This window comes from Reyranella soli (genome assembly GCF_007992495.1).
Lineage (GTDB): Bacteria > Pseudomonadota > Alphaproteobacteria > Reyranellales > Reyranellaceae > Reyranella > Reyranella soli.
The window spans coordinates 1-14875 of the sequence record NZ_BKAJ01000093.1 but is presented as its reverse complement, the minus strand read 5'-3'; the positions used below and the strand labels follow the sequence as shown (position 1 = coordinate 14875).

12 protein-coding genes are annotated in these 14875 nt (G+C 66.6%); 10 read left to right on the top strand and 2 right to left on the bottom strand.

From position 1 onward, the window contains the following. Nucleotides 1-3 precede the first annotated feature (3 nt). The 7 genes from RSO01_RS26105 to RSO01_RS26075 all read left to right on the top strand — a co-directional run bounded on the left by RSO01_RS26105 (nucleotide 4) and on the right by RSO01_RS26075 (nucleotide 5656). Nucleotides 4-528, top strand: coding sequence for a gamma carbonic anhydrase family protein (locus RSO01_RS26105; RefSeq protein WP_147152964.1), 525 nt, complete (start codon nucleotides 4-6; stop codon nucleotides 526-528). Nucleotides 529-531: 3 nt separating this feature from the next. After that, entirely contained in the window at nucleotides 532-1245 is a 714-nt protein-coding gene (locus tag RSO01_RS26100) for a VOC family protein (RefSeq protein WP_147152962.1), read from the top strand. After that, nucleotides 1245-2009 carry a DUF2272 domain-containing protein gene (locus tag RSO01_RS26095; RefSeq protein ID WP_147152960.1) on the top strand — a complete coding sequence of 255 codons (765 nt, stop codon included), beginning with the start codon at nucleotides 1245-1247 and terminating at the stop codon, nucleotides 2007-2009. The genes RSO01_RS26100 and RSO01_RS26095 overlap by 1 nt, the downstream gene beginning before the upstream one ends. 21 nt (nucleotides 2010-2030) lie before the next feature. Next, nucleotides 2031-3620, top strand: a complete 1590-nt coding sequence (locus RSO01_RS26090) for a GMC family oxidoreductase (protein ID WP_147152958.1) — start codon at nucleotides 2031-2033, stop codon at nucleotides 3618-3620. Further along, on the top strand, nucleotides 3620-3871 hold the full coding sequence (locus tag RSO01_RS26085) for a hypothetical protein (RefSeq protein ID WP_147152956.1): 252 nt from the start codon (nucleotides 3620-3622) through the stop codon (nucleotides 3869-3871). The genes RSO01_RS26090 and RSO01_RS26085 overlap by 1 nt, the downstream gene beginning before the upstream one ends. Beyond that, nucleotides 3868-4404 carry a helix-turn-helix domain-containing protein gene (locus RSO01_RS26080; protein WP_147152954.1) on the top strand — a complete coding sequence of 179 codons (537 nt, stop codon included), beginning with the start codon at nucleotides 3868-3870 and terminating at the stop codon, nucleotides 4402-4404. Before RSO01_RS26085 ends, RSO01_RS26080 begins: the two co-directional genes overlap by 4 nt. 112 nt (nucleotides 4405-4516) lie before the next feature. Next, a complete protein-coding gene (locus RSO01_RS26075) occupies nucleotides 4517-5656 on the top strand; it encodes an MFS transporter (RefSeq protein ID WP_170303363.1) in 1140 nt (379 codons plus the stop codon). Here the strand turns inward: RSO01_RS26075 and RSO01_RS26070 are convergent. Continuing rightward, nucleotides 5653-6447 carry a DUF2272 domain-containing protein gene (locus RSO01_RS26070; protein WP_147152950.1) on the bottom strand — a complete coding sequence of 265 codons (795 nt, stop codon included), beginning with the start codon at nucleotides 6445-6447 and terminating at the stop codon, nucleotides 5653-5655. The two genes, RSO01_RS26075 and RSO01_RS26070, sit on opposite strands and share 4 nt — an antisense overlap. Nucleotides 6448-6513: 66 nt before the next feature. Here RSO01_RS26070 and RSO01_RS26065 point away from each other — a divergent pair, with 66 nt between their 5' ends. After that, on the top strand, nucleotides 6514-7269 hold the full coding sequence (locus tag RSO01_RS26065; protein WP_147152948.1) for a GNAT family N-acetyltransferase: 756 nt from the start codon (nucleotides 6514-6516) through the stop codon (nucleotides 7267-7269). On the opposite strand, the gene RSO01_RS26060 is transcribed toward RSO01_RS26065, so the two are convergent. After that, nucleotides 7270-10908, bottom strand: coding sequence for a beta strand repeat-containing protein (locus tag RSO01_RS26060; protein ID WP_147152945.1), 3639 nt, complete (start codon nucleotides 10906-10908; stop codon nucleotides 7270-7272). A gap of 187 nt (nucleotides 10909-11095) precedes the next feature. Here RSO01_RS26060 and RSO01_RS26055 point away from each other — a divergent pair, with 187 nt between their 5' ends. Together RSO01_RS26055 and RSO01_RS26050 are read left to right on the top strand one after the other, a co-directional pair. After that, nucleotides 11096-13051, top strand: coding sequence for a BTAD domain-containing putative transcriptional regulator (locus RSO01_RS26055; RefSeq protein ID WP_147152943.1), 1956 nt, complete (start codon nucleotides 11096-11098; stop codon nucleotides 13049-13051). 66 nt (nucleotides 13052-13117) lie between these two features. Further along, a complete protein-coding gene (locus RSO01_RS26050; protein ID WP_147152941.1) occupies nucleotides 13118-14839 on the top strand; it encodes a long-chain-fatty-acid--CoA ligase in 1722 nt (573 codons plus the stop codon). Nucleotides 14840-14875 lie beyond the last annotated feature (36 nt).

Here is a 14875-nt window from a genome sequence, read left to right as displayed (position 1 = left end):
AAAATGGCTATCTATCAGCTCGGCGACCTCATCCCGGTCATCCCCGCCTCCTGCTACATCGCCCCGGAGGCGACGATCATCGGGCAGGTGACCTTGGGCGAACGGGTGACCGTCATGTCCGGCGCCGTGATCCGCGGCGACAACGAGCCGGTCGTGATCGGCGACGACACCAACGTTCAGGAGGGCTGCGTCCTGCACAACGACCCCGGGTTGCCGCTCACGCTCGGCAAGGGCGTCACGGTGGGCCACCAGGTGATGCTGCATGGCTGCACGATCGGCGACGGCACCTTGATCGGCATCCAGGCCGTGGTGCTGAACAACTCGGTGGTCGGCAAGGACTGTCTGATCGGCGCCGGCGCCGTCATCATCGAGAACAAGAACTTTCCCGATCGCTCGGTGATCTTCGGCTCGCCCGCCAAGGCGATGCGCGAGGTGAGCGAGGACAACCTGCTCCGCATGCGCTACAGCGCCGAGGAGTACGTCAAGCGCGGCCGACAGTACATGAAGGACCTCAAGCGGATTGGTTAGGCCGTGATCACCTTCCTGGATCATGTGGCCGTCTCCGGCTCGGCCAGTTCATACGAGACGCTGCTCGGGCGACGCGCGGCAAACGGTAGGCTGCAGACCGGCAATATCGGCATCGTGTTCGGCGCGGCCGCTGAGGCCTTGTCGTCGATGGTGTTCGCGACCAGCGCTCTCGACACGGCAGCGCGCTTGCTCGAGCGGCGCGCGGTACCGAGCGAGCGTTCTGATGATCAGCTTGTGCTGTCGCCCGAGGCAACGCACGGTGTGCCGATCGCCCTGATCGAAGGCGCCCAACCGCCGGCACCGTCGGCGCCGACTCTCGACGAGGCCGCGGCAATCTCCTCCCTCGACCACATCGTCGTGCGCACGCCCAATCCCGAGCGCGCCATCGCCTTCTATGCCGGCCGACTCGGCCTCGACCTGCGGCTCGATCGCAGCAATCCCGAGTGGGGTTCGCGCCTGCTGTTCTTCCGCTGTGGCGATCTCGTGGTCGAGATCGCCCACGACCTGAAGAAGGGCGTGTCGGACGGGCCGGACCATCTGTGGGGCCTGTCGTGGCGCGCGTCGGACATCGCCAACGTCAATGCTCGACTGAAAAGTGCAGGCGTCGACGTCTCGCCGGTGCGCACCGGCCGGCGCCCCGGCACCGAGGTGTTTTCGGTGAACAGCCATACCGAAGGCGTGCCCACCATCGTGATCGGCGGGTTGAAGCATTGGTGATGCGCGCAGCGTTCCTTCTGCTTTGTCTCCTGGCCGCTGGCTGCGCCGCCCAGCCGTCAACAACCCAGCCCGCACCACCGCCTGCCGTGAAGAGTGCCGCCGAGCTGCCGCCGCTCGGCCCCTGCCCCGCGTCGTCGTGGAAGCCCGAGGCGCCGCCGCCGACGGCCAGCGCCAAGGTCTCGATGGTGCTGCTGGCGGTCGGTGAATGGGCGCGCTTCGGCCGCCAGGTCATCGTCTATTCCACCGACCAGCCGCCCCGCACCGAGCAGCGAGGCGTCAAGGAGCGCGAGGCGCCCGAGCGCATCCACGATTATTGGGCCAGCGTCGACCGTCCCGACCGCAGCGGCCTCGACAACGTGCCGTGGTCGGCCGCCTTCATCTCCTGGGACATCGCCAGCGCCGGCGTACCGCGCGATCTCTTCTGCCCGAATTCCGTCCACACGATCTATGTCGAGCGCATGGTCGAGCGGGCACGCAAGCCGGGTGCGGCCTTCATGGCCCGCCGGCCGTCCGAGCGGGCGCCCCGGGTCGGCGACCTTATATGCGCTTCGCGTGCGGGCAGCGGTACCACACTGGACAACCTCAATCGCGGCGCCGGCCACTGCGACATCGTGGTCGAGGTCAAGCCCGGCTGGGTAGCGGCGATCGGCGGCAATGTGGGCGACTCGGTCAGCCGCAGCGTCTTTCCACTGGACGACAATGGGTTTTTATCGCCCATATCCGGCCGTCCCGTTTTCACCGTGGTAGAAAACAGACTGCCGTAGATAGACCTGGGTAGAGCGAGAATGTCCTGGCCGTACGACTACATCATCATCGGCGCCGGCTCCGCAGGCTGTGCCGTCGCCAACCGCCTCGCCAAAGACATGGCGCTGCGCATCCTGATCATCGAAGCCGGTCCGCCGGACAACAACTTCAAGCTCAAGATGCCGGCGGGCTTCGCCAGCCTGGGCGAGAAGTCGCCGTTCAACTGGCGCTACGAGACCGTGCCGCAGAAGCATTGCAACGACCGGCGCATGTACTGGCCGCGGGGCAAGACGCTGGGCGGCTCCTCGTCGATCAACGCCATGCTCTATGTGCGCGGCCACGCCTCCGACTACGACCACTGGCGCCAGCTTGGCAACGAAGGCTGGAGCTATCGCGAGGTGCTGCCTTTCTTCAAGAAGGCCGAGCACAACGAGCGCTACAACGACGAGTATCACGGCACTGAAGGGCCGTTGAACGTCGCCGAGCAGAAGGATGCGCTCGAGATCAACGACGGCTTCATCCGCGCCTGCGCCCAGGCCGGCATCCCACGCAACGACGACTTCAATGGCGCCGAGCAGTACGGCGTCGGCTACTACCAGGTAACGCAGCGCGACCAGCAGCGCTGGAGCACAGCCAGCGCCTATCTGCGGCCGGCCGTCGAGCGCAACCGCAACAACGTCCACGTCATCTCCAACGCTCTGGTCGAGCGCATCATCCTCGACCAGAACCGTGCCATGGGCGTGCGCTACGTCGTCGACGGCCGCGACGAGGTTGCGCGCTGCAGCCGCGAGATCATCCTGTCGGGCGGCGCGGTGAACTCGCCGCAGCTCCTGATGCTGTCGGGCATCGGCCCGGCCGATCACCTGGCGTCGCTCGGCATCCGGCCGTTGCACGACCTGCCGGGCGTCGGCGGCAACCTGCAGGACCATCTCGACGCGGCGATCCTGCAATACGCCAAGCCCGGGAAGACCTACGGCCGCTCGAGCAAGCTGTGGGCGCTCTATCAGTACGTCGCGAACAAGAAAGGCCCCGGCACCTCGCCGATCGCCGAATCGGGCGGCTTCCTCTACACCAAGCAGGGGCTGAGCGCGCCCGACATCCAGCTGCATTTCCTGCCGGTCATGGTCGTCGATCACGGCCGCACCGAGATGCGCAAGGACGGCTACAGCCTGCATGTCTGCACCCTGCGCCCCGAGAGCCGCGGCACGATCCGTCTCAAGAGCAAGGATCCCAAGGAGCATCCGCTGATCGACGCCAACTACCTGGCCGAACGGCGCGACCTCGACACGCTGATCGACGGCGTGAAGATGGGACGAGACATCTTCGCCCAGGCCGGCTTCGATCCCTATCGCGCCGAGGAGTTCCAGCCCGGCGCGGCGGTCAAGACCGACGCCGAGCTCGAGCAGTGGATCCGCGCCAAGTGCGAGACGATCTACCACCCGGTCGGTACCTGCAAGATGGGGCCCAGCACCGATCCCATGGCGGTGGTCGACAATCGCTGCCGCGTCCATGGCCTGGTCGGATTGCGCGTGGTCGACGCCTCGGTGATGCCGACGCTGGTCGGCGGCAACACCAACGCGCCCACCATCATGATCGCCGAGCGCGTCGCGGGCTTCATGCAGGAGCCGTGATGCCTGAGGCCAACCCGGTTGCCCAGGCGAAGGCGTTGAAGTTCCTCGCCAAGAACATGGTGTTCGCCGGACTGCTCGTCGGCATCGGCATGCCCGTGCTCTTCGTGGTGTTGGGGATCCAGGTCGAAATGACGTCGTGGGGCGTCGATGTCGTCTGGCTGGTCCTGTGGGCGGTCATGATCTTCGACTTCGTCCTGGCGCGAGTCTTCTGGCGGCGCGCGATGGCCCTGGAACAAGGCGTCGTGCGGTGAACGAGTACGGCCGCGCGCTCCACAGATGGCGCCGCCTGCGCGGCGTCAAGCAGAGTCATGCGGCCGAGCTTTTGGGCGTCACCCAGGCGACGCTGTCGCGCTGGGAGCGCGGCCATCACCGTCTGACCGAGGAAGCCGAGCGCAAGCTGGCGCAGCTCCTGCGCGCGCCGCTCGATTCGGCGGGCGATGCCGGATTGCGGCGCCTGGTCGAGAGCTCGACCCAGCAGGTCCATCTGATCTGCGATCTGTCGCATCGCCTGCTCGCCGCCTCGCCGCCGCGCGTGGTCAACTGGACGGCCGACCTTGCCGAGATGCGCGGCCGATCGCTCTGGCGCTTCGCCACCGACGAAATCCGCGCCGCCGAAAGCCGGCTGGGCTCGCTCGGCTGGTACGACGATGGTGTAGCGCAGGTGAGCTTCGACAACGGCGCCAACGACAGCATGGTCGTGCCCATCGAGCCGGGCGTGCTCATATGGGAGCGCCTGCAGCTCAGCGACGGCACGCTGGCCCGCCTGGTGACGTCGCTTTCATAGTCTTTGTCTTCCGGACCGCCGGCCTCCTGATCATGATCCGGCCGGAGGCCGGCGGTCCGGAAGAATATTTTATGCGTAGGTGATCGCCACCTCCGCCCCTAACGTCGCCGGCATGAGCACCTCCTGGTCGCGCATCGCGCTGCTCTATGCCATCGGCGTGCTGGCGGCGGGCCAGCTCGGCATCGTGCCGCCGCTGGTGCCCGACCTGCAGCGCGACCTCGGCCTGTCGCTGGCCGGCGCCGGCATGGCGGTGTCGGTCATCACCCTGGTCGGCGCCGTGCTGGGACTGCCGGCCGGCGGCTGGTCGCAGCGCATCGGCCACGCGCGCGCCCTCGCCATCGGTCTCGCCATCATGGCGGCAGCCGCCGCCTTGTGCGCCGTCGCCACCGACGCCACGACGCTGCTCGCCGGTCGCACGCTGGCGGGCATCGGCTACCTGCTGGTCGTCGTCGCCGGCCCCTCGCTGATGGCCCTGACCGCCGAGCCGCGTCATCACGCAATCACGCTCTCGCTGTGGGGCACCTTCGTGCCGACCGGCATCGCCCTGGCCGGTCTCGTCACGGCAGGCTTCTCGCAAGCCGGCTGGCGCACGATTTTCGCGGTCGATCTCGTGCTGCTGGCCGCCGCGGTGTTCGTTGCCGTCGTCGCCGTACCGCGCGACACCATCGTGCCGCGCGACGCGCAGAAACCGCCGACCGGCGCGCTTGTCTCGTCCCTGCCGCTCGCCGCCGCTTTCTTCTGCTTTGCCCTGCTCTTCCTGGCAGTCGCCGGCCTGCTGCCGGCCTGGCTGGGCGAGCGCCGAGGCCTCACCGCCGCCGACGCCGGCCGCATCGCCGCCATCGCCACGGCCTTCGGCATCGCCGGCAGCCTTCTGGCGGGATCGCTGATGCGCACCGGCTTCTCACCCGGCCGGCTGGCGGCGATCGGCTTGCTGGGGTCGATGGTCTTGGCCGCGCTTTGCTTCACGGCGCTGCCCTTACCCATGGCGGTCGTCGGCTTCGCCTTATCGTTCGCGATCGGCGGCCTGGTCCCAGCGGCGACCTTCGCGTCGGTGCCGCTGGTCGCCACGACGCCGCGCGCCATCGGCCCGATCAACGGCCTGGTTGCGCAGGCCGGCAGCCTGGGCTCGCTGGCAGGCCCGCCGTTGCTGGCGTTGTGGGTCGGCTGGACGGACTGGCTGTTCGCGCCGCTGCTGCTGCTCACGATCGCGGTGATCGGTGCGGCCGCCGCGCTCGCGGTCAAGCGCGCTTAGACGCGCTTCTCCACCACCATGAACCAGGTCTTGCCGGCGAACGGCACCAGCCGGCCGCGCGAATCGACGGGGAAGAGGCTCATGGTCACGCTGTTCTTCACGTTGCCGCCGATCGCCTGCACGTAGCCGCCGCGCACATCGGTGACGATGTCGCAATGGCTGGCCGTACTGTCGATGCGCCGACGCGCGGTGCGCGAATCGGCATGGCGCCAGGTCGGACCCGACGTGCCCGTGCAGACGAGATCACCCGGCTTGGGCGAATACTCGTTAGGTGCGTGCAGCACGAACGGCACGCGTCCACCCTTCTGCTGGCGGTCGTAGAGGGCCGCGAGATAGCCGCCGTGGCGGCCGTCGCGCGGGAAGTCAGACCCGCTGACACCCGAGTGGGCCATCGTCCAGGCGACGAACGCGCCCGACCACGGCTTGCTCGAGCGGCCGTTCCACGACGGATGCCCACAGCTTCCCCAGTAGTCGCCGATCTTGCTGCTGAGCGGCTCGCTGCGCTCCGTGACGCCGCTGCGGTTGACATAGCCGCCGGCCTGCCCGCCATAGACGACGGTCGAGCGTCCGAACTTCGTCCATTCCTGCCAGGCGGTGTAGGCGACGCGATCCGACGGCGGGCGATCGGCATAACCGCCGCTGCTGCCACCGCCGCAGCCGCTCAACAGCCATGGCACAATGAAGACGAGCAGGAAGATCGCTGGCAGCCAGTGACCGAATGCGTGGGAGGAACGCAGGGCGGGTGGCTGCCAGCAAGCACGAACGTCGACGGAGGGGATGTCGATATTCATGTATGACTTGCAGGAGTTAAAATAAATGATTGTTATTACTTGTCTTTAAGCTAGCAGATTTCCTGCATGTTGTCACCGTCTTCCGACCTCTCCCAAGTCCGCCGGCTGGAAGAGCTGGCTTTTGCCGGCTGGCCCGCCCTGGAAACCCGCGATGTCGCCGGCTGGCGCCTTCGCTTCTCCGGCGGCTATACAAAAAGAGCAAATTCAATCAATGCCTTAGAGCGAAAAGCTCAAACCGATCTGAAAACCGTCGAGGGCCTGGAATCGGCCTATCGCGAGCTCGGCCAGCTGCCGGCTTGGCGGTTGAGCCCGCTCGCCCCGGCCGCCATTGCCGAGGTCCTGGCGGCACGGGGCTATCGGGCCATCGAGCGCAGCTTGGTCCAGGTCTGCCCGCTCCGGGCATTCACCCCGGCGCCCGAGGTGCGAATCCACGCGCAGCCGACGGAGTCATGGATCGAGGCCTTCTCGGCGCACAGCCCGGTCCGGCCCGAGCACCGCGCCGCCATGCGGCGCATGCTGGCAGCGATCGCGGCACCCGTCGGCTTCGCCTTCGTCGAGGAGGCCGGCCAACCGATGGCCATGGCGATCGGCGCCGTGAACGGCGACCACATGGGCCTGTTCGACGTGCTGGTCATGCCGCAGGCGCGCCGCCGCGGGCTGGCACGCAAGGTCACCGAGAGCCTCTATGCGTGGGCCTGGGATCACGGCGCGCGCTTTGCTTACCTGCAGGTTGTCGCCACCAACGCGGCGGCGATGCCGCTTTACGAGGCGCAAGGTTTCCGCACGGTGTACGACTATGAATACATCGTGCCGCCCACCTGATCAGAGGACCGACAGCTTCATCACCAGGTCGTTGTAGTCGAAGTCGCTGTGCTGGTCGGCGCGCAGGTCCTCGAAGCCGAAGGTATTCTCGCCGAACAGCCGGATATGGTCGCGCCCATCGACGTTGGCCTTGCCGATCACGAAGATGTCGCCGCCTTCGGTCACCAGGACCGGGGCGTAGAAGCCCGTGCCCGAAGACGCCGTCCAGGTGAAATCGTCGTGGAAGTTGCCGCGGCCTCCCGTCGAGACGAAGCCGGTGTCCCAATGGTCGCGCACCGCCGACCGGAACGCATCGGTATTGCCATAGGCAACGCCGCCCACGCCCCAGTTGCCGCCGCGATCCACGTCGAGGCGCACGAAATGGATCGTATTGATGTCGTGGGCGCTGCCCGCGATGTCGACGGTCGCATGCTGTCCCTGGTTCAGGAAGACCCATGGCTCGTCGTATTCGCGCTGGCTGGCCGCCGATGTCGCTGTCGCCGACAGCGTATTGTCGACCTCGGCCGTCAGGTTGAGGGTTCCGAAGGTGCCGGCGACCTTCACCGTCAGCGTGTCGTTGCCCGTGACCAGCACATTCGGGAGCTTCTGGATCACGTCGTTGCCGGTCTGGACGGCGAAGTGCAGTTGCTGCCCGACCGGCAGATAGACCGACTGCTTGCCCTGGAACAGGGTGGTTCCCCCATCCGCCGCCACCGACCCGATCCGCGCCAGCACGGCTTCATCGAACGTCACGCCGGCGCCGGTTTCGCCGTCGCGGCCGACCAGGTTGCCGTCGAGATCGGTGGCGTACACCAGAAGCGTGCCATTCGGCATGGTCGAGCTCGTACTCGCGAGCCGGACCCAGTTGCCGTCAGCATTGCCGCTGCTGCCGTCGAGCTGGATGAAGTTGCTGCCGGTGTGGGCGAAGGACAACTCGGCCATGTTGACGGTGAATGTGAGCGGCGCGCTCGTCAGGGCGACGGGCGTCGTGAAGGCCGTGTCGCTCGACTGGTACTCGGTCATCACGGCTTGGTAGGTGCCGTTGCCGAACTGCGTTGCCGCCGAGGTCCAATGGCCGTCAATGTCGGCATTTACGACGATTGGATTGTGCGCGGTGTTGCCGCTCGTGGTCGAGAAGGTGACCAGCGCCACGTCCAGGCCCATCACCTTGTTGGTGTAGCCGCCGATGACGTTGTTGGATATCGAGGCGTTGTAGCCGATCCATGTCGAGTCGGAGCCATACCAGCCGATCGCCAGACTGCCGCTGGTGACGGCGCCCAACGAGCTGTTAGGCGTGGCATTGGTCGAGCCGCCCCAGTTGGCGAAGGCATCGTCGGTACCCGTCAACGTGCCGAGGACCGGCGTGGCCGGCGTCATCCAGATCCCGGGCGTCGAGGAGTAGATCGAGGAATCGGTAATCCAGGTCAGCAGCAGCGGGTCCATCGACATCGTGCCGCCGTTGAACGCCGCGATCTGCAAGCTCGTCGTGTATTGCTCGGTAACCGGCAGCGTCGCGGCAGGAATCTGCGCCAGGCCGTCGAGCGCCAGCGACCCCGCCTGATTGACGCCACCCTGGTCGTAGTAAGGGTTCAGGACGCCCGTCCCGGCCACGGCACTGGCATAGAGATTGTACGTGCGCGTCGCCGAGCTGTTGGTGACGACGATCTGGTACCAGTTGATGCCGGTGTCGTAGGGCAGGCCGTTGACATTGAGGATCGAGCCGTTCGCCGCGGCTCCCCCCGAGGCGATGAAGGTGCCGTTGCTGTAGACCCACGTCTGATAGAGCGACTGGCTGTTCGAGGACGGAAGTGCGACATAGTCGAACTGCGCCACACCCCCCGATGTCCCGGTGTAGAAGCCGATCTGGACAGTCGCATTGGGATCCAGCCGCATCTGGCCCAAGCCGAAGTTGAGGACCAGGCTGAGATTGGGCGCACCGGTGGACTCCAGGGGTGCCACGAACGGGCCTGTGCTGGTGTCGTAGATCAGGGTCGGCGTGTAGCCCTGCACGTCCGGCAGGGTCTGGCCTGAGGGCGCGGTCTCGTTGTCGTCGAACAAGGTCAGCGTGATGCTGTCGACGTCCTTCTGGAACGTCACCGTGCTGCCGCCGCCCGTCGCCGTTGCGGTCGCATTCGAGCTCGCCGTGACCGTATAGATCCCGGCGCCGACACTGGCGATGGTGTAGGTGCCCGCGAGCGTGATGCCGCCGACGACCGTCGCGCCGGTGAAGGTGATCAGGTCGCCGACGTCGTAGCCCGAGGCGTTCGGATCCGTGACGGTTACCGTGGACGATCCGCTGGTGGTGGAAAGCGGATTGTTGCCCAGCGTGGCGGTGTAACCTGTCGGCACCAGCGGCCCGCCCTGCTGGAACTGGCTCATCAAGGAGTCGGAATAACCGTTGCCGTAGGAATTGGTGTTGTTGAAGAAGATCTCGGCATAAGGGTCATGCGACACGCCGGTGCCGTAGGTCCCCGACCAGCTCCACGGCGTCACGGCGCCGGGCTGGCCCGCGGCGATCTTGCCGCCAAAGGCGAAGGTCGGGTCGAAGTTCCAGTTCTCGCTGAGGCTGATCGACGACGACCCCAGCAGCGCGTTCTGCGCGGTCGTCGTGCCGCCCATGTAGCCGCCGATGAAGCCGGTGAGCAGCGGCACGAAGAAGGCGCCCCACTGGTCGTTGGCGCCGGTGTTCATGTACGGATTGAAGACAGCGGTGCCGCCGGAGTTGGCGCTGAACTGATACGGCAGGCCGGTCGTCGGATCCGTGACGGTGGCATTGCCCAAGGTCGAATAGATGCTGTTCGCGAGGTCGGCGACCGAGATGCTGATGACGCCCTGGATCTGGCTGTTCGCCGCCGGCGTGAAGGTGAAGGTGCCGTTCGCGTAGCTCGCCGTATACGAGTAGAAGCCCGCGTTGTGATACTCGTTGTACGAGTAAGCCTGGGTGATGCCGGTTGATGGGTTGGTGTAGTTGATCCATTCGACGCTCGGCGCGCCGTTGAAGTAGCCGGCGATCCGGACGGGGTTCGTCGTGCCGGCGGCCAGGGCATCGCCCAGCGATTCGACGTAGGCGTTCCAGTCGCTGGCAGCGTACCCGGGCAGCGAGTTCGACACCGCCGTGGTCGGCGAAGCGGCCATCCGGTTGGTGCCGGCCAGCGGACCTTGCGAGTAGGCGTACACCGCCTGGCTGCTGGCGTCGTCGACGTCGCCGAAGACGCTCGATCCGTTCACGGCGTAGCCGCGCGTCTGGCTCGCGGCGCCGTTGGGATAGGAGATCTGGACGGACATCGGGATGCCGAAGCCGTTGACGTCGGTCAGGTTGGCGGCATCGCCGGCCTGCCCGAGCAGCGACAGTTCCAGGCTGTCGTAGCGGAAGTCGTAGGTTGCCGCGTTTTGCCAGTTGATGTCCGATTCCTGCTGGATGATGCCGCTCGGCCCGAAGGTCAGAGGCGCGATGCCGCCCGAATCGACGCTCTGGATCAGCAGGTAGACCTTGCCGCCGTTCAGGTCGCCCGGCAGATCGATGGACGTCGAGCCGACGCTGGCGTCGACCTCCGTGGAATAGGCGTTGCCGCCGTTGAAGTAGACCGCCCAGACCCCGACGCCGGGCTGGTCGACCGTCGTCTGCAGCGCACTGCTCAGATTGACCGTCAACGTCGTCATGGCAACCCACCCTACTCCACGGCCACACAACTCCCCGATGGCGCAGGACTTGCCACGGCGGCGCTTCAGGCATGCGGAAGGAGGCGTGAAAGACTGCGTCGCTCCGCGATGCCCGGCGTGAAATCGCCGTTAAATCGGTCGTCGGCCATGCTATTCAGCGCGCGCATCGCGATTGGGGAGGCAGGACGTGCACATCCGGATCCTGGGTGGCATGGAGATCAGGTCGTCGGCGGGAGAGACGCTTCGGCTTCCGACGCGGAAGGCGTCGCTGGCGCTCGCCGCGCTCGTGCTCGCGCCCAAAGGCGTGCCCAGACAGCGGCTGTGCGATGCGTTCTGGGCCGATCGGGGGGACGCACAGGCCAGGAGCAGCCTGCGCCAGGCGCTTGCTGCGATCAGACGCGTCGTTGCCAGCGAAGAAACAGGCATCCTGATCGAAAGTGACGGGGAGACCGTCAGGCTCGCCGCTCGGCCCGAGGACGTGGATGTCCGGTTCTTCGATCACCTGGCCGAACGGAGCGACCCTCTGCATCTCGCCAAGGCCGCCGATTGCTACCAGGGCGACATATTGGCCGGCATCGGGCTTCCGGGCGCGCTCGACCAATGGTTCGCGCCGCATCGGCGCAGCTATCGCCACAAGGCCCTGCTGCTGGTTGAGCGGCTCAGCCTGCTGAGCGGCCCGGACCTGAAAGCGGTGGAGGCCGGCTGCCAGGCGCTCGCCGAAAGACTGCTTTCCATCGATCCCACCGCCGAGGAGGCACACCGGGCGCTGATCAGGCTGCATCAGCGGCACGGCCGCATGAACGCGGCGCTGCGCCAGTTCCAGTTCTGCAAGGAGACGCTGCAGCGTGCGCTTGGCGTCGAGCCCGAAGGTCGAACGCGCGAGCTGATGGCCAGTCCGCGCCAGATTGCCGTCGCATCCGCCACGACCGATGTGTCGCCACCGCGCGAGCTGCCTTCGATCGCCGTCCTGCCGTTCCAGAACCTGACCGCCGAACCCGACCAGGACTACTTCGCCGACGGCGTGGTCGACGACATCATCAACGGCCTGTCGCGCTATCGCAGCCTGCTCTTCGTCATCGCGCGCAATTCGAGCTTCACCTACAAGGGACGCGCCGTCGACGCGAAGCAGGTCGGCCGTGAGCTCAACGTGCGCTACGTGCTCGAGGGCAGCGTGCGGCGCTCCGGCAGCCGCCTGCGCATCGGCGGCCAGTTGATCGACGCCACGACGGCGCTGCAGATCTGGTCCGACCGCTTCGAAGGCGAGGTCGCCGACATCTTCGCCCTGCAGGATCGCATCGCCGAAAGCGTGGTTGGCGCGCTCGTCCCGCGGGTGCGCGAGGCCGAAATGAATCGGGCGCGCCGCGCGCCGACGGAGTCCATCGACGCACATCTCGCCTACATGCAGGCGATGGGGTTCTTCCATACCTGGAGCCGCGACGGCCTCGACAGGGCGCTCCAGCTTTCCTACCGGGCCATCGACCTCGATCCCAACTACGCCACGCCCTACGGTCTGGCGCTGGGCTGCCTCTTCCTGCGCCGCACGGCGGGCTGGGGCGCCGATCCCGCGCAGGAGTTTGCCGAAGCGCGTCGCCTGTGCGAGCGCGTCTATGAGATCGGCCGCGACAACTTCCTCTCGCTGGGGTCGGCGGGCTTTGCCTTGGCCGGCCTGCTGGGCGAGCACGAACGGGGCGCGGCCCTGATCGACGAATCCCTGGTGCTCAATCCCAACGCCTCGGCGACGTTGATGCAGAGCAGCTTCGTCAGGACCTGGATGGGCCAGCCGGACCTCGCCATCCGGCAGCTTCAGCGCGCCATGCTCAACAGTCCGGTCGACGTGCTGATGTTCTCCATGCACACCGGCATGGCGCTGGCGCACTTCGTGGCCGAGCGCGACGACGAGGCCTACGCCTGGGCGGAGAAGGCCCTGCAACGCAATCCCATCGCCGGGCCTGCCATCCGCGTCGCCGCCGCGAGCGCAGCACTACTCGGCCGCCCCCTGGACGCCACCAAGTACCTGTCGCTGCTGCGCCAGCTCGACCCGGGCCTGCGGGTTGCCAATATCGGCAACCGCATTCCCTTGCGCCGGCCGGAGGATCTCGAGCGGCTGGCGAACGGCCTGCGCAAGGCCGGGCTGCCGGAGTAGACCTCCGCACGCCTTGACCCCCTCGCCCACCTCCCTCAATAGTTGCGAAAGGGAGGAACACATAAAATGGCGAACTACCCTTGGGAGAAGAGCTACCCGCCCGGCGTGAAGTGGGAGCTCGAGATTCCGAAGAAGGCGCTGCACCAGATCTTCGAGGACAGCTGCGCGCAGTTCGGTGACCGGCCGTTCACCGACTTCCTCGACAAGGTGATGACCTTCCGCGACTACAAGGAAGCGTCCGACAAGGCCGCTGCGGGCTTCCAGAAGCTCGGCGTGAAGCCCGGCGTCAATGTCGGCCTCTACCTGCCCAATACGCCGCACTACATCATCGCCTTCTTCGGCGTGCTGAAGGCCGGCGGTCGCGTGGTCAACTACAGCCCGCTCGACGCAGCGCGCGAGCTCGAGTTCAAGATCGGCGATTCGGAGACCGACATCCTGGTGACGCTCGACGTCGCGGCGCTCTATCCGAAGATGGCGGCGATGAAGGGCAAGACGCGGCTCAAGAAGCTGATCGTGGGCTCGATCGCCGACTACCTGCCGTGGCCCAAGAGCTGGCTCTACCCGATCGCCAAGAAGAAGGAGCTCTCGCCCTGGCCGCGCGACGACTGGCACATGTCGTTCAAAGACCTTCTGGCCAACGACGGCAAGTACACGCCGCACCCGGTGGGCCAGGACCTGTGGGACGAGGTGGCGCTGCTGCAATACACCGGCGGCACCACCGGCCTTCCCAAGGCCGCCATGCTGACGCACGGCTGCATCGTGTCGGCGATGGCCCAGGGCCAGTCGTGGACCACGCCCTACACCACGCCCGGCACCGAGAAGGTCGTCTGCGTGCTGCCGCTGTTCCACATCTATGCGCTGTCGGGAATCATGCTGGGCGCGGTGCGCAACGGCAACCAGCTGATCCTCTATCCGCGGCCCGACATCGACATGATCGTCAATGATCTTGCCAAGAAGAAGCCGACCTTCCTGCCCGGCGTGCCGACGCTCTACACGGCGATCAACAAGCATCCCAAGGCGCAGGGGCTCGACCTGAAGTCGCTGAAGATCTGCATGTCGGGCGGCGCGCCGCTGCCCGTCGAGGTGCAGCAGGCCTTCGAGAAGCTGACCGGCGCCACCTTGATCGAGGGCTACGGCCTCACCGAGACCTCGCCCACCGGCGCGATCTGCCCGGTCGACAAGAGCGTGCGGCGCACCGGCTCGTGCGGCGTGCCGATGCCCGGCACGGTGATCGAGATCCGCGACATGGAGAAGGGCGACACGGTGCTGCCGCCCGGCAAGGAGCACGTCGGCGAGGTCTGCATCATCGGCCCGCAGGTCATGAAGGGCTACTGGAAGAAGCCGGAGGAGAGCGAGAAGGTCCTGTTCCGCCATCCCAGCAGCAACTGGCAGGGCCTGCGCACTGGCGACATGGGCTACATGGACGCCGACGGCTGGCTCTACTTGGTCGACCGCTCCAAGGATCTCATCCTGTCGTCGGGCTACAACGTCTATCCGCGCATGGTTGAGGAAGCCATCTACGAGCATCCGGCCGTCGACGAGTGCATCGTCATCGGCATCCCCCATCCGCATCGCCAGGAAGCGCCCAAGGCCTTCGTCAAGCTGAAGCCCGGCGCCTCGCTCACCTTTGAGGAGCTGCTGAAGCATCTCGACGGCAAGATCGGCAAGCACGAGATGCCGGTAGCGCTCGAGATCCGGCCCGAGCTGCCCAAGACCCCGGTCGGCAAGCTCTCCAAGAAGGAGCTCAAGGAAGAGGAACGCGCCAAGGCGCAGGCCAAGGCGGCGTGATCATATTCTTCTGGACCGCGCGCATCCTGCGCGCTC

Bases quoted from the DNA above. Each gene is read 5' to 3' on its own strand.
- RSO01_RS26105 (WP_147152964.1), top strand. From the start codon at position 4: ATGGCTATCTATCAGCTCGGCGACCTCATCCCGGTCATCCCCGCCTCC.
- RSO01_RS26095 (WP_147152960.1), top strand. From the start codon at position 1,245: ATGCGCGCAGCGTTCCTTCTGCTTTGTCTCCTGGCCGCTGGCTGCGCC.
- RSO01_RS26090 (WP_147152958.1), top strand. From the start codon at position 2,031: ATGTCCTGGCCGTACGACTACATCATCATCGGCGCCGGCTCCGCAGGC.
- RSO01_RS26085 (WP_147152956.1), top strand. From the start codon at position 3,620: ATGCCTGAGGCCAACCCGGTTGCCCAGGCGAAGGCGTTGAAGTTCCTC.
- RSO01_RS26075 (WP_170303363.1), top strand. From the start codon at position 4,517: ATGAGCACCTCCTGGTCGCGCATCGCGCTGCTCTATGCCATCGGCGTG.
- RSO01_RS26070 (WP_147152950.1), bottom strand. From the start codon at position 6,447: ATGAATATCGACATCCCCTCCGTCGACGTTCGTGCTTGCTGGCAGCCA.
- RSO01_RS26065 (WP_147152948.1), top strand. From the start codon at position 6,514: ATGTTGTCACCGTCTTCCGACCTCTCCCAAGTCCGCCGGCTGGAAGAG.
- RSO01_RS26060 (WP_147152945.1), bottom strand. From the start codon at position 10,908: ATGACGACGTTGACGGTCAATCTGAGCAGTGCGCTGCAGACGACGGTC.
- RSO01_RS26050 (WP_147152941.1), top strand. From the start codon at position 13,118: ATGGCGAACTACCCTTGGGAGAAGAGCTACCCGCCCGGCGTGAAGTGG.